General features: G+C 50.9%; 13 protein-coding genes. 7 read left to right on the top strand and 6 right to left on the bottom strand.

Annotated elements, in window-relative coordinates; genetic code table 11:
- Positions 1-334 precede the first annotated feature (334 nt).
- Both AC286M_RS34635 and AC286M_RS34630 read left to right on the top strand, forming a co-directional pair.
- Positions 335-1,903, top strand: a complete 1,569-nt coding sequence (locus AC286M_RS34635) for an S-layer homology domain-containing protein (RefSeq protein ID WP_488208727.1) — start codon at positions 335-337, stop codon at positions 1,901-1,903.
- Between the two features lie 153 nt (positions 1,904-2,056).
- Positions 2,057-2,557, top strand: a complete 501-nt coding sequence (locus AC286M_RS34630; RefSeq protein WP_488208726.1) for an acyl-CoA thioesterase — start codon at positions 2,057-2,059, stop codon at positions 2,555-2,557.
- Between the two features lie 209 nt (positions 2,558-2,766).
- On the opposite strand, the gene AC286M_RS34625 is transcribed toward AC286M_RS34630, so the two are convergent.
- Complete coding sequence (locus AC286M_RS34625) at positions 2,767-3,279, bottom strand: C6orf136 family protein (protein WP_488208725.1); 513 nt, start codon at positions 3,277-3,279, stop codon at positions 2,767-2,769.
- A 98-nt stretch (positions 3,280-3,377) separates the two neighbouring features.
- On the opposite strand from AC286M_RS34625, the gene AC286M_RS34620 reads away from it, so the two are divergent.
- Both AC286M_RS34620 and AC286M_RS34615 read left to right on the top strand, forming a co-directional pair.
- Positions 3,378-3,923, top strand: coding sequence for a DUF1499 domain-containing protein (locus AC286M_RS34620; protein WP_488208724.1), 546 nt, complete (start codon positions 3,378-3,380; stop codon positions 3,921-3,923).
- 204 nt (positions 3,924-4,127) lie between these two features.
- Entirely contained in the window at positions 4,128-4,682 is a 555-nt protein-coding gene (locus AC286M_RS34615) for a hypothetical protein (protein ID WP_488208723.1), read from the top strand.
- Positions 4,683-5,103: 421 nt separating this feature from the next.
- Here AC286M_RS34615 and uvrC read toward each other — a convergent pair whose 3' ends face one another.
- Positions 5,104-7,008 (bottom strand): excinuclease ABC subunit UvrC, encoded by a 1,905-nt coding sequence (uvrC, locus tag AC286M_RS34610; protein WP_488208722.1) that lies wholly within the window; start codon positions 7,006-7,008, stop codon positions 5,104-5,106.
- Between the two features lie 672 nt (positions 7,009-7,680).
- Here uvrC and AC286M_RS34605 point away from each other — a divergent pair.
- On the top strand, positions 7,681-7,878 hold the full coding sequence (locus tag AC286M_RS34605) for a hypothetical protein (RefSeq protein ID WP_488208721.1): 198 nt from the start codon (positions 7,681-7,683) through the stop codon (positions 7,876-7,878).
- Between the two features lie 124 nt (positions 7,879-8,002).
- Here AC286M_RS34605 and AC286M_RS34600 read toward each other — a convergent pair whose 3' ends face one another.
- From AC286M_RS34600 to AC286M_RS34585, 4 genes are all read right to left on the bottom strand, one after another.
- Positions 8,003-8,395: a response regulator gene (locus tag AC286M_RS34600; RefSeq protein WP_488208720.1), complete on the bottom strand. Its 393-nt coding sequence runs from the start codon at positions 8,393-8,395 to the stop codon at positions 8,003-8,005.
- Positions 8,396-8,665: 270 nt separating this feature from the next.
- Positions 8,666-9,829, bottom strand: a complete 1,164-nt coding sequence (locus AC286M_RS34595; protein ID WP_488208719.1) for an LL-diaminopimelate aminotransferase — start codon at positions 9,827-9,829, stop codon at positions 8,666-8,668.
- Between the two features lie 139 nt (positions 9,830-9,968).
- The gene (locus AC286M_RS34590; RefSeq protein ID WP_488208718.1) at positions 9,969-10,307 is read right to left on the bottom strand and encodes a thioredoxin family protein; all 339 of its coding nucleotides are present in this window, start codon (positions 10,305-10,307) and stop codon (positions 9,969-9,971) included.
- A 176-nt stretch (positions 10,308-10,483) separates the two neighbouring features.
- Positions 10,484-11,983, bottom strand: coding sequence for a trypsin-like peptidase domain-containing protein (locus AC286M_RS34585; RefSeq protein ID WP_488208717.1), 1,500 nt, complete (start codon positions 11,981-11,983; stop codon positions 10,484-10,486).
- 671 nt (positions 11,984-12,654) lie between these two features.
- Between AC286M_RS34585 and AC286M_RS34580 the strand changes: the two genes are divergently transcribed.
- Positions 12,655-13,086 (top strand): hypothetical protein, encoded by a 432-nt coding sequence (locus AC286M_RS34580; RefSeq protein ID WP_488208716.1) that lies wholly within the window; start codon positions 12,655-12,657, stop codon positions 13,084-13,086.
- Between the two features lie 259 nt (positions 13,087-13,345).
- On the top strand, positions 13,346-14,077 hold the full coding sequence (locus AC286M_RS34575; protein WP_488208715.1) for a hypothetical protein: 732 nt from the start codon (positions 13,346-13,348) through the stop codon (positions 14,075-14,077).
- The last annotated feature ends 15 nt before the right edge of the window (positions 14,078-14,092 follow it).

Below are 14,092 nucleotides of genomic sequence, written 5' to 3'. Positions count from 1 at the left end.
GCCCTTGCCACTGGGGTCTATCGTCGATCAGAGATGGTTTTGCATGTCTGGGGCAAAGTGCAACTTCATCTGCGATGGTATTTGGTTCTCACAGTTTGCACCCCAAAATAGATGGCGTTTGAACCGCAAACTGATTGGCTAGAGCTTCACTCTCACGGACAGCTTGCCGAATTTTATCCAGATGATCGGAGTCATACGCTAGGGTTGCATGAACATCTTGACAACTCGTACGGTATTTACCCAACTAAAATGACATCAATCGTTAGACGTTTAGGGAACGGCAGCGCTAGCGTAAAGGAACGTCCCCTTAATCATATTTGAATCGAGAAACGGCATGTTTGAAGCGGAGTCTGCACGTCATCAGCCAGTACGACCACACCCTCAACCTCAGAGACAAACCCCCCGACGCTGGTGGGTTGGAGGACTATTGCTGGGGTTACTGACCCTATCCTCTTGTGCCAACACGCCTTGGGGCGCACAGATGCAGCAATCCTTAGAAGCTGATCCACAGCTACAGAACGACACTACGTTGGGAGGCTCAGACACTAGTGCATCAGCCGATTTGCCCCCAGAAATCCCCATTTACCCAGAAGCCGAGGAACAAGAGGCTCCAGCAGACGTTAAGGCCAATGCAGACGAGCAGTATGGTCGCCTTACCTACTTCACTACGGCTGACTCAGCCGAGCAGGTTGGGCAGTTTTACCGCGACGAGTTGAGCAGCAACGGTTGGCAAATCGACTCAGAGGAAGCGGCTGAGGAAACTGTACCCAGTTCAGATGCAGCGGAGAATAGTGACACTGGCTCAACGACTGCGGATACTTCAAATACAGCTACCTTGCAGCCGTTGGGTAGCGCTCAGTCGAGCAATCCTGCAAACGGCTCACAGGACGCAGCACCAGCGCCAGAATCCGCCGAGGCCACTGATGAAACTGAGGCGGCTGACGCTCAGGCGGATCAACCGACTGCGATCGCAGCTCGCAATCAGGATTTGACGGTGCGCGTAGAGATTCAACCGGATGCGGCCAATCCAGAAGAAACGGCGTTTACGATTCAGTATCAGCGGGACTCACAGGCAACCGATAGCGCTGCGTCTGATGATGCTGAGGGATTTTCGATTCGGCCAGTGAACTCGCCGGAGCAAAATCGCAGCACAGCTAGTCCGCAAAATCAGGACAGTACGAGTACGGGTACGTTTACTGATCTGAATCAGGCTCCGACAGATTTACGGCCTTACATTCGCGATCTGGCGGAATTGGACATTGTGACAGCTGCTCCAGCAGGCGAGAAAGAAAGTGAAGGTCAGCCAGCAGCCAATCAGTTTCAGCCAAATCAAGTCATTACTCGCCGCGAGTTTGCTCGCTGGCTGGTGGAAGCTAACAACACCATTTACGCCGACGAAGCGAAGGAGCGGATTAGACTAGCGGTTGAATCCGCTAATCCAGCCTTTGAGGATGTGCCTAAATCTGATCCAGATTTTGCCGTAATTCAAGGCTTAGCGGAAGTTGGACTCGTGCCCAGTGCGCTGGCAGGCAATGCGACGGCTGTTAACTTCCGACCCGATGCGCCGCTAACTCGCCAAGACTTGCTGCTGTGGAAAGTGCCGCTGGATACGCGACAGGCACTCCCTAGCGCCAGTGTGGAAGCCGTGCAGGAAGCCTGGGGCTTCCAGGATGCGAGTAAGATTAATCCGGCTGCACTGCGGGCGGTGCTGGCGGATCATCAAAATGGCGATTTTGCCAATATTCCGCGAGCATTTGGCTACACAACGCTGCTGCAACCGGAAAAAGCGGCGACCCGTGCTGAAGCAGCAGCAGTGCTGTGGCGAATTGGTAATCAAAACGAGGGCGTGACCGCTGAGGAAGTGCTGAATCGGGATGCCCAAAATTCCAATACAGGCACTTAGGAATGCGGACTTAATCAGGTGAAATCTTTGGGGTAGGGATACGGCATTGCTGTGTCCCTAGGTGTAACGGTTTACAGGTTGTTTAATCCACAATCCTTAGAGCATAATCCAGTATTCTAAGATTGCTCATCCTTGTATCAATCTGCTCCAGCAATGCCAAAAGATAAGTCGGCTTCTAAAGGTAAGTCAGCATCGAAAGATAAGTCCGTCAAACCCGACAAGCCCATTGCAGCGACAAGCGAACCGACTTGGTTCCACTATCCGATCCAGGTTCATCCCCATCATACGGACTATGCTGGTGTAGTTTGGCATGGCACCTATGTCCAGTGGTTAGAAGAAGCCCGCATTGCTTATTTAAAAACCAGCGGTCTGAGTTATAAAGACGTACTGGAAATGGGCTGCGAACTGCCAGTCGTTGACTTGTCGCTGCGTTATCACCAGTGGATGGTCATGGGCAGTGAGGCAATTGTCAAAACTCGCATGCTGCCCCGTCAAGGTGTGCGGCTGGTTTGGGACTTTCAAATCCAGTCACCTGACGAAGAGATTCTGTACGTTACAGCTGAGGTCTCACTGGTGCCACTCGATCCAAACACTCGGAAGGTTTTGCGGCGTTTACCACCCGCCTTGCAGCAGGCGTTAGATGCGCATACGTAGTAACTTTTTCTCAGAAAATTCCAAAATCGTGGATATTGTTCCGGATTTAGTTCCCTCATTCAGAAGAGAGAAGTGGTAGATGCACCCTGGTCAGTCCCCAGTCTCGCACTGGGGATTTTATTTTTCTGAGCCCTGCTTTACCAAAGATATTTCGATTAGCTGCCGATTGGTTGGAACTGCGATCGCAAATTCCACGAGTATTTCGCTACTTATTTTCGCCGCCAGAACTGCTTCAGAATTTCTTTGGGCGATCGATCCCACACGTCGATGTGCTTGTAAATCTTATCTTCTTCGTTGAGATGGTAATGGGAACGCCCGTTGAAGAGTAAATCAGGCTTCCACGGTAGTCGCAGCGTCCCCCGCACCGTCCAATCGGCCAAAATTAAGTCCGGCTGATCCTGCCACACGCGATGCAGGTCAAAGTGCAAATCCGAGAAGAAAAGCTGGCCGTGAAACCGCAGCGTCCAGAAAATAATCCGGTAATTGAACTTGTACTTGAACGTGTTGACCGGATCTTTGAAATAGATATCTGACGTATAGATGTCGTAGGTGAGGTCTTTCTCAAATAGCGTCGGCAGTTCGTTGGCCAACTTGGTCAACACGTAGTTGATTGGCTCAGAATCACTAAGTTCCAGAACTGGTGTCACGCCGGAAGAATAATCCGTTGGCGCTGGGCTGGCATCCGTATCGGGTGTGGTGGGCGGCAGGTTGGGCGAAGTCATAAGCGAGATTGAAAAAGCAACGGGATTCGTGAACTTTTGTAAAAGTAATACAGTATGCTGAACGGTACAACATCCTGTTGCTAGAGCTATTGTTAACGATGTCTTCAATCTTATCGAGATTCAAAGTTTGGGGAGTAGTGGGTCTGCTTGCGATCGCGCTTTGGGCACCCGTCACTCCCGCATTGGCCACTCCGCTCTCGCATTCTTCACTTAATCCTATGATTGCTGCTCTACCTGGTTTCGCTCAGATCTTCTCCGGCAAGCGTCCCGCCACGTTAGGCGTGAAAGACGGTCAACTCGCCACTTGTCCCAGTTCGCCCAACTGCGTCTCTAGCCAAGCGAATAAAGCCGATGGCGAACACTACATCGAACCTATTGTCTACAGTGGCGATGCCGCAGGTGCGATCGCGCAGCTCAAAGGCATCATCAACGGCATGGAGCGCACGCAGATTATTGAATCGAGTGACGACTACATTTACGCTGAATTCACCAGCAACCTGATGGGTTTTGTGGATGATGTTGAGTTTTACGCTGACGCAGCTAATGGCGTGATTCAAGTACGTTCAGCCTCGCGGCTCGGCCAGTCGGATTTGGGTGTTAACCGCAAGCGGATTGAAGCGATTCGCCAGCAATTCACTGTATAAACCCCAACAGGGTTGAAAAGTAGAGTTTTCCCTCAGGGAAAACTCTACTTTTCAACCTGGATTTGGTTTAGAAGCAATATAAACCTCAACAGTTTGAGTGGATAGCGTCTCACGCTATCCACTCAAATAATCCTGGGTTTACTGAGTTTACTGGCGCGTTCAAAATAGAGTGTTTTGATTTTGATCTACCCCGGTGTTCATCCCGTGACGTTAACCAATCGGTTTCTCGCTGGTCTAGGTTTAACGAATGAGATGAACAGCCCCCAATATGCCGTCTATCCGACTGAAGCCCATCCGCCCTATTCCGGCTTTCACTGTCGGCAGTTCATGGGTGAGGTCCTTCAAGCTCAGGGGTTACAGGATCATCCAGTCAGCATTATCGCCTTTAGTGCAGGTGTCGTGGGTGCGATCGCAGCAGCGCAGTATTGGCATCATCGCGGTATTGCGATCGCGAATTTTATTGCGATTGACGGCTGGGGAGTGCCGCTAGCGGCAGATTTTCCGATTTACCGCATGAGCCACGATCACTTCACCCACTGGAGTTCTGTGCTGTTAGGAGCGGGAGAATTAAATTTTTACGCTGATCCTGCCGTAGACCATCTGAAACTGTGGCAGGCACCGGATCAGGCAATGGGACAAGTGGTCACATCCGACGGAGAGAAGGGCGTACGGCGGCGCGGTTTTGAAGAGAATCGCGTCTCCGCAGCTCAATTTATTCGTAACATTCTCAACCTCAACCTCGACAACAGGCCATCTTAATCCCGTTAATGAACCTCAACCCAAAATCTTTCTTCGATGACAGCTAACCTATCAAGCTCCCTTGCCCCCCCTGCCCAGACGCCTACAGTTACCCATCCACAGTCCTACGGCCCAAAAGAGATATCAAACAGAAAACGCTATAGACAAAGGTATTTCCCTTTGCCTATAGCGCTCCTTCAGAACTACACTCTACGATGAAAGAACCTCAAGATCTCTAAAGCAGCTTTTGCATCTGCTTGAGTTTTGAGTATCGTGGGAAAAAGACTCACACTCCACTGGCTCCTCGGCAGATCGCTGAGGAGCTTTTCATTGAGAACTGAAGGGGACTTGGGGCGATTTGTCCTAAGTCCGACTCAGTGTATCGAGCCGTATTCAAACCGCCAACCAATCGTTATAAAAGTCAATTTGACGGCAGGATCTTTTAATTTCCGGGCGTAACGGGATCAGCTTGGGGATGGAAGTAGTCATAAATTTGCTGGGCCAGCTGTGGCCCAATCCCTTCCACCGTCTGAAGTTGCTCTGGCGAAGCCTCGCGAATGTAGTCGATCGAGCGAAACGCCGCCAGGAGCTGTTTGCGCCGATGATGACCGAGTCCCGGAATGTCATCGAGTCGTGACCGTCGCATCCGATCGCTACGGCGCTTGCGGTGGAAGGTGATGGCGAAGCGGTGGGCTTCATCCCGCAAACGGCGCAGCAGTTGCACACCTGCTTGTTCCGAGTCAGTCACCAGCGGCAACGATTCACCGGGCTGAAAAATCTCTTCCCTCTTTTTGGCCAAGCTGATCACGTTCAAGTCGGCCAGCAGATTCATCTCTTGCAGAACGCTGATAACGGCTGAAAGCTGCCCCTTACCACCGTCAATCATCACCAGATCGGGCCAATCGGGATTACCAAACCGCTGGATGTCGGGATTCTCGGCGTAGCGGCGGAAGCGGCGCTGAATCACCTCAGCAAGGCTGGCAAAGTCGTCGGAGCGCCCGCTAGTCACTTTGGGATTGCGGATTTTGTAGTGGCGATAGTGCTGCTTGGCAGGTAAACCGTCAATAAACACGACCTGAGAACCGACGGCATCGGAACCCTGAACGTGGGATATATCGTAGCCTTCGATCCGGCGCGGCAGAGCGGGTAAATCCAACACCTCGGCCAAATCCTGGAGCGACTGAGCGTTGCGATCGGCAAAGCGCTGCGTGCGAGCCAGTTCATACTCGGCATTGCGCTCCACCATTTCAATCAGTTCGGCCTTAGACTGCCGCTGGGGATTGAACACGGTCACTTTGCGGCCTTTGCGATCGCTTAAATACGCTGCCAATAAATCTGCATCCGGTAAATCATGCTGTACCAGAATCTCGGTAGGAATCTCGACCGGATCAACGGTTTGATAATGTTCTTCCAGCACCCGCTGCAAGATGGCTCCCGGCTCACCGGATTGCGCTTCGGCTAGGAAGCCGAGGCGACCGACCAGGCGACCTGCTCGGAGCTGGAAAAGCTGAATACAGGCATGATGCTGATCGGCAGCCAGTGCGATCGCATCTCGTGAGACAGTATCGCTGGCCGAGGCCACTTTCTGATCGGCGTTGAGATGCTCCAGTGCCGTAATCTGATCGCGCAGGCGAGCCGCGTATTCAAAATTCAGCTTCTCTGCCGCCTCCTGCATCTGGACGGTCAGCACCTTCACCAGCTCCTCGGTACGGCCCTGGAAGACCATTGCCACCCGCTGCACAATCTTGCGGTACTCTTCCGGCGATATGAGCTGCTGACAGACGCCAGGGCAGCGGCCAATGTCGTAATTGAGGCAGGGACGATCCTTAAACAGCGGCTGGGGCCGCTGGCGCAGCGGAAAAATCCGCTTCACCAAGTGCAGCGTCCGGCGCAGCGTCCCCACGTCTACATAAGGCCCGTAGTAGCGATCGCGAGCTTTGCCCATGCGTCGCCGCCGGGTAATAAAAATGCGGGGATAGTCCTCTGACCAGGTAATGCAGAGATAAGGATACTTCTTGTCGTCCTTCAGCAGCACGTTGAAATGAGGCTGGTGCTGCTTAATCAGATTGGCTTCCAGCGCCAGCGCTTCGGCTTCGGTATCGGTGACGATAAACTCAATTTCCGCCACCTGCATCACCATCAGCGCCAGCCGAGGCGGCAGCGTATGGGAGTTGCGAAAGTAGGAACGCACCCGCGATCGCAGCTTTTTAGATTTACCGATGTAGAGAATATTGTCGCTAGCATCACGCATAAAGTAGACCCCCGGTTCCAGCGGGATCTCCTTCAGGCGAGCTTCGAGGCGTTCAGGCTCTTTGACCAGAGTTGGCGTTTCAGCAGGGATAGACACAGCATGACGATTGACGAATCTACACAGCCGAGAGTTGCAGCAACGACCGTACAGACTAGGATATAGCAATCTCCATCAGGTTGTGGGCAGCTTGTGGGAACGGATATCCTACCCTAATTAATTCGTACAAGCAAATTGCACAATGCGCAGGGTTGCTGATCTTTAGTCTTCCTTTTTAGGAGAAATGCCTGCAGATTTTTTCTAACCCACTAGTGTTAAATAAATTTCAGATCAAGGGCTAGCCAACTGAGACGCTACGTCCACCTTGGCAACTGCGTATAAATGAGCACTTTGTCTTTCTTTATACTTAATATTCCAAGATCTAGAACATCATCTAAGACATAGAATCTAGAACCAGAAAAGCAGGCATCATAGCTGATAAAACTGGATTATCTAAGCAAATTCAACGATCAATTGGGTAAAAGCCCCGATGCGTGGAAGCAGAATAGCAAAGTCTAAACCACACTCTCTCATACCCGTTTTCCGGATTTATTGATCACGATTTAGGAATCATTTAATCAACTCTGAGATTGTGTAAGAGTTTGATACGAGCATCCGTATTTCGCCTCAATCGAAGTGATTTTAACTACAATACAGGTGTGCATCGACTGAAAATTTATCCTGAAATGTTCCTGAACTATCGTTGTCTTGAGGCAGTTGGTGAACCCTGATATGAAGCTAGATGAATTTGAGTCAAACTATCGTGACCAGCTGGATTCGATTCTCAATCGTCTCCAAAGTGTAACGCTGCTCAATCAGCGAATTGAAGCTGAAGCAGCGGAAATTGCTCATTCAATGCAGCAGCTTACTGAAGTTGTAGAACGTTTTCTGAACGAGTCCCGGCGAGACATCGGGTCGTCGGAACGTTAACAGTACCGAGTAAAAATACTGTATAAAAGTACTTGGCTCATGTTCAGACAATGTGAAATCGATACCTAAACCTGTCTATTTCAAGATGGGTTTGCACGTTCTTTGAACATGAGCCAAAGTACTTTTAGAAGTGCTGATTAATCGTGTCGAGTAAGGATCTCAAATCCACGGGTTTGACAAAATAATCGCATGCTCCCAAGTTCAGGGCGCGCTGCCGATCAAGGTTAAACGATAGCGCGGAAACCACCAGAACTGGAACATGCTGCCATTTCGGTGATTGACGGATTTGCTCAAGTAGGGTGAATCCGTCAATATAAGGCAGCTTCAGATCTAGGAGAATGAGCTGTGGTTGAAACTGCTCTAGCGTTTCGAACAAATGCTCACCATCTGCGATCGCATGAACGTCAAAGCCGTGATGACAAAGATACTCGGCAAACAGCGCCCGATTCAGTGGATGATCCTCTAACAGCAGCAGTCGCCTACTGCTCTGTTCGGACTGAGATTTTAGGCTAAGCATTGAAATCGGCGTAGTAACCAAGGCTATGTAAATTGACTCACGTATACACCCTTTGTCGAAGCTTGACCTTCTTAAGCACCTGATCAGTCGATCGCGCGATTAATTATGGATGACGCGATCACTTAATTAAATGATTTTGCTGCCTGAAGATACGGCAGTAAGCATCTGTCTATAGCGTTAGATTTTATAACTTCACATATTTTAGTAAAGCATATGTTCAAGCGTTGCAAAGAGAAGATTGTCTCGCTATCAGCAAGCTTCATGAAATCGTTATAAAAACGACGCAATGCGCTGGACTGCTTCTCGCAGAACGTCTGGATTGTGAACCAGCGCGAACCGAACATAGCCTTCACCCGATTTGCCAAATCCAGCACCGGGCGACACCGCAACTCCAGTCGCTTTCACCAGTTCCACACAGAATCGCACCGAATCACTGGCCCACTGGGGCGGCAGCTTGGCCCAAATGTACATAGTGGCAGGAGGCGTCGGCACCGACCAGCCGATGTCGTGTAGTGCCTGCACGAATGCGTCGCGTCGCTCTTTGAAGGTCGCCACCACCGAGGGAATGTGATCTTGGGAACCCTCCAAAGCTGCGATCGCACCGTTCAAGATGCCGCGATACTGGTTAAAATCAATCACCGCCTTTAAACGCCGTAGAGCGCGAATTAGCTCCGCATTACCAATGGCGTAGCCAACCCGAAAACCGCCCATGTTGTAGGACTTGGACAGGGTGAAAAACTCAATGGAGCAGGACTTCTCCGGATCGGCTTGTAGGACGGAAGGAATTTCAACATCCTCGAATACCATGTCGCCGTAGGGGAAATCATGCACTAAGACAATATTGTGCTGCTGACAAAAGGCGACGGCTTCTTGGAAAAACGATAGGGGTGCGATCGCAGTTGTCGGATTGTGGGGATAGCTCAGCACCATCAGGCGCGACTGGGCCAAGACGGCTTCCGGAATGGTTGAAAAATCGGGCAGAAATCCCCGTTCCTCCAGCAGCGGCATCGTGTAGATTTGTCCATCGGCTAAATAAACGCCACCGACATGGGAGGGGTAGCCCGGATCGAGCAGCAGCGCAAAATCGCCCGGATTGAGCACCACTAGCGGCAAATGCCCGGTGCCTTCCTGAGAACCAATTAGCGGTAAGACTTCCGTTTCCGGATCGACGGCAACGCCGTACTTGCGGGTATACCAGTCTGCCGCCGCCTGCCGAAAATTGCGGGTGCCGTGAAACAACAGATAGCCGTGGGTTGACGGATCGTACAGCGATTCCGCAATTACATCGAGCACAGGCTTAGCGGTCGGTAAATCCGAGGAACCCAATGACAAATCAATCAAGGTTTGCCCCGCTGCGATCGCGTCCGCCTTTGCCTGATCCATGTCAGCAAACACATTTGTGCTCAGCGGTTGGAGGCGGTTAGCAAGTTGCATGGCAGCTAGAGAATGAGGAGACTACTGTTCTGCTGATGGTCTGAAAGCTATGGGCTTTGGGTTAGCATTCGTAAACTAAATCTATCTTGAGAATCTCTGTATTGCCATCGAGCACAGAGATTCTCAGCATAAACGGAATTTATATGGCAGCCGAAAGATTGGCATTGAGCAGATCTTCGACTTTCTGCTTGTTCATTGCACCTTCTTCTGCGGCCAAGACTTCTTGGTTATGAATCAAGCGTAGCGCAGGTACACCTTCTACTTTGTACGTAGCAACGGATTCGGGATTGGGATCAACCTCGACTTTGACAACCTTCAGGCGCTCGGCATAGGCTTCCGCAACGGACTCGATGATAGGAGACATCAGCCGACAAGGGCCGCACCAACCTGCCCAAAAATAAACTAAAACAGGTCGATCAGCCTGGACTACCTCAGCGTCAAAGTCTTGATCGGTAATGGAAAGAACTTGGTTACTCATGAGCTAATAATCAGGCTAGGCTAAATGACTTCTTCATCCAGCTTACTGTCTATCTCGTACCAGTTCTACAAAGTGAGGTCGTGATTGATTAGTGCTGAGTGTTGAGGAACGCGGATCTAACAAGGTTAAACCTTTGGGTAGAGACACGGCATTGCCGTGTCCTACTGAGTAAAGAGCTATCGCACCGTGATTTCGTAATCGCCTTGCCCAGCCGGATCGTAGGAGTTGGCGATCACGCGATAGGTTCCGTTCGCTGGCAGCACCGTCGTGATTTGAGAGTTGTAGGTGTCGTCGCCCATGTCGTCGTTGTACTGCAACACGTCACCATTGGGATCAATCAGCATCAAGTACGTATCAAAATCGGTGCTTTCTAGCGTGATCGTGACCGACTGACCAGATTCTCCTTCGAATTGATATTCCTGGTAAAGGCTGCCGTCTTGTAAGACTGGCCCGCCGCTGGCTAGCGTGCCCTGTTCTTGCAGAATGTAGTCGCCAGAGGAGGGTGCGGTAGCGCTGTTGTTAGGCCGAGAGCCAGGATTAGGAGTTTGGGAGGGATTAGCGGAGGAAGCGCTGCCTTGGGAAGAGGCCAGTCGAATGCTGTAGCGTCCCAGTTCGCCCGGTGCGTAGGAGTTTGCTAAAACCGTGTAGGTGCCATTTTCCGGTAGGGTCGTCGCTAAGCGGGCATCGGTGCGGCCACCGCTGTCATCATCTTGAGCTACATCTTGACCATTTGGGCCAAGCAGAATCAAATAGGCATCTACTTCACTACTGGTCATTTCGATGATGACCTGTTGACCAGCCTGTCCTTCAAAGGCATACAGATCAAAGTAGCTGTTATCGGCAGGGAGGACACTGCTTTCACGTCCCAGTTGCCCTTCGACGGCTGGCCCATTCAGGGCAATCGGTTTGGCTTGCTCCAGATCAAACGGTGACGCGGCGGGTTCTTGGGCAGCACGACCTTCACGAACTGCGGTTAAAAATGGCTGCACTTGGTCGGTTGCGATCGCAAAACCAATGCCGATATTGCCAGCATCTCGACCAATCGTAAAAATCGATGTATTTACGCCAATCAGTTCGCCCTGACTGTTTAGCAGTGGGCCCCCGGAGTTGCCGGGATTAATCGCCGCATCGGTTTGAATTAGTCCACGCTCAGCGTCAATCCGGCTGACGATACCTGTGGTGAACGTGCCCTGGAACTGACCAAAGGGGTTGCCGATCGCGTAGGCTCGTTGGCCAACCCGGACAGAGTTGTTGCTAGCGAGTGGAATATAGGGAAGATTGCTAACTCCCTGTAGCTGAATAGCCGCTAGGTCAAGGCGATCATCGGCATAACCCACCACTCGACCATTTACCTGCCGACCATCGGCTAGCAGCACGGTCAAGTTGCGGTTGCGGCCAACCACGTGAGCATTGGTCAGCACCAAACCATCGGGACTGATGATGCTGCCGCTGCCTGTGCCGTCTTCGGTGCGGATGGAGATCACCGCTGGACTGGCCTGCTCATAGACGCGAACGCTGACTTCTTCGTCATAGCTTTGCGCCAGCGCGGCTTGGGGGCCAATGTTGAATGGGATGGCCCCCGCAGAAGGTGCGATCGCATCACAGACCGCCATGCCTAATGCTGTTCCGAAAACGACAAATCCGGAGGTTGTTTGACGCAAGAACTTACTACTCATTTCAACCGATGCCTTAACTTAAAATACCCATTTCTCTCTACTCAGCCAGAACCACCTGCTCCGGTTAACCCGTCATCTGTGGCTCACATTGAATCAGGTCACTCCAAATGTGACGGATAGATGGTGGGATAAGTTCGCAGATTTAAAGCCGAACAGGCCAGATCTCCAGCGTTATCCTCACGTAGATGGCAAATAGACGGTAAATATCACCCTGGTATCGAGAGTCAATACTACCTATCTAAAATAACTTACCCATTTAGCCGACTGGAAGCAGACTGCCCCAAAGGGATTGCTGATTTTAAGTCTGAATTGAGATGTGGGGGCACCGCCCCCACATCTCAATTCAGACCCAGATTAAGCAACGCCAACGCCATGACTGAGGTGTTTGAACCACCAACCCTGATGCTCTTTCAGCATAGCGAGTTGCCGTTCTGCATCGGTGTGAAACGAATCACAGCATAATAGACTTTATTGGAAAGAAAGTTTTTGGGTTTGGAAATTGTTGTGTAGCGCGGCTCCGTCGCGCTACACAACAATTTCCAAAAAGTCTAATGCATAATCTACAAAACCGAGGGAGTACTTCAGCAGGGCGCTCCCTCGGTTTTGTAGATGCGTTTATTTGTGCCAACTTACTTAGATAATATAGTTGCAAGTTCTTTACGGTTGATGGTATGCGTTTTCGAGTTTTTGCGATCGCGGCTTTGTCAGTTTGCTTTTGGGTGGTGAGCTGTGTGGTTTCGCCAGTGGCCCAGGCATTGACCCCAATTAACTTAACGGATTTATCCTACCGAGAATGTCCCCCGGAACTTGCAGAAGGCATGGTCACTGCTGGCAGCATCAGCGATGCCAACTGCTTTTTGATTGAAGGCAAAGCACACAATGATTCTGGCAAGTCCGTCTACAACGTCGATGTGTTTGGTCGGGTTTACGATGCCAACATGAATCCGGTGATGCAGAACCGGACGCGCCTCGGCTCGATTGGCGATATCGAACCCGGCACCCGCGATTTTCAAATCCGTATTTCGGTCGCGGCCAATCAGCCAACTCCGCTGAAGCTAGAGCAGTTCAAAGCCTCTGGTTTTGCTGGACGAGTACGCCGCTAAACGATTCAGCATCACGTGCGTTGGCGCGGTTGACCCAAATTTTGAAGCTATGCAGAAAGCCTCGTTATTGCCTCACAATAACGGGGCTTTCTACTTGAAAATCAGTTGTAGTCCTGAACGATGCCATCTTCGGATCGCGTACCGTCACACCTGTGGCACTTGTGACACCTGTGACAGATGACGATTTGGATACGAATGCCATCAAGCAAAGAATGATTTCGCTAGAGTTTGAATAACTTCCGTCTTATGTTTTTAAACTATGCATTATCGACTCGTTCGGGTTGAAGAATTAGCCAGTTGCGATCGCGCTTCTATGTTCCAACTGCTCAACACTCACTTTGCTGGTGTGCGAATTGACGTTTTTAACGCCGATTTGTGTCAGAAAAACTGGGTGATTCTGCTCAGCGATATGGAGTCCGGAGAACTCAAGGGGTTTTCCACGCTGCTGATGTATCAAACCGAGTTTGAGGGAGAACCAATCAGCGTCGTATACTCTGGCGATACGATCATGGATCCCAGTGCCTGGAATAGCTCTACCCTCTCCCGTGCCTGGATCGAGTCGGTGAATACCCTGCGCGACATCTACCCTTTTGGTAAGCTCTACTGGCTGCTAATTTCCTCTGGCTATCGCACCTATCGCTTTCTGCCCGTCTTTTGGAACGAGTTCTACCCCCGCTACGATCAGCCGACCCCTACTTATACAGCGGCTCTAATGCAGCATCTAGCCAATCAGCAGTTTGGTCAGTATTACAATCCGCTCAGCGGCGTTGTTCGCTTTCCCCATCCCCATCGGCTGAAAGGAGAACTATCCGGTATTCCAACGGAACGCCTCAGCGATCCTCACATTCAATTTTTCAATCAGCACAATCCCGGCCATATCAACGGCGACGAACTGGTGTGCTTGACGGAAATCTGCGAGGATAATTTGACCAGAGTGGGGAGAAGAATGTGGTTTAGTAAACATCAAAAAGTTTTTAGTCGTGTGGGTTGAGCAAAGCTCAACCCA

The organism is Thainema salinarum CENA647, assembly GCF_057732415.1.
Note: the sequence above shows the minus strand (reverse complement) of the source record. Positions and strands in the feature narration are given on the sequence as shown.

What these genes read in the sequence shown, in the direction of transcription:
- AC286M_RS34605 (WP_488208721.1), top strand. Translation starts at nt 7,681, where the DNA reads ATGAAGCTAGATGAATTTGAGTCAAACTATCGTGACCAGCTGGATTCG.
- AC286M_RS34635 (WP_488208727.1), top strand. Translation starts at nt 335, where the DNA reads ATGTTTGAAGCGGAGTCTGCACGTCATCAGCCAGTACGACCACACCCT.
- AC286M_RS34590 (WP_488208718.1), bottom strand. Translation starts at nt 10,307, where the DNA reads ATGAGTAACCAAGTTCTTTCCATTACCGATCAAGACTTTGACGCTGAG.
- AC286M_RS34620 (WP_488208724.1), top strand. Translation starts at nt 3,378, where the DNA reads ATGTCTTCAATCTTATCGAGATTCAAAGTTTGGGGAGTAGTGGGTCTG.
- AC286M_RS34585 (WP_488208717.1), bottom strand. Translation starts at nt 11,983, where the DNA reads ATGAGTAGTAAGTTCTTGCGTCAAACAACCTCCGGATTTGTCGTTTTC.
- AC286M_RS34575 (WP_488208715.1), top strand. Translation starts at nt 13,346, where the DNA reads ATGCATTATCGACTCGTTCGGGTTGAAGAATTAGCCAGTTGCGATCGC.
- AC286M_RS34625 (WP_488208725.1), bottom strand. Translation starts at nt 3,279, where the DNA reads ATGACTTCGCCCAACCTGCCGCCCACCACACCCGATACGGATGCCAGC.
- AC286M_RS34630 (WP_488208726.1), top strand. Translation starts at nt 2,057, where the DNA reads ATGCCAAAAGATAAGTCGGCTTCTAAAGGTAAGTCAGCATCGAAAGAT.
- AC286M_RS34600 (WP_488208720.1), bottom strand. Translation starts at nt 8,395, where the DNA reads ATGCTTAGCCTAAAATCTCAGTCCGAACAGAGCAGTAGGCGACTGCTG.
- AC286M_RS34595 (WP_488208719.1), bottom strand. Translation starts at nt 9,829, where the DNA reads ATGCAACTTGCTAACCGCCTCCAACCGCTGAGCACAAATGTGTTTGCT.
- AC286M_RS34580 (WP_488208716.1), top strand. Translation starts at nt 12,655, where the DNA reads ATGCGTTTTCGAGTTTTTGCGATCGCGGCTTTGTCAGTTTGCTTTTGG.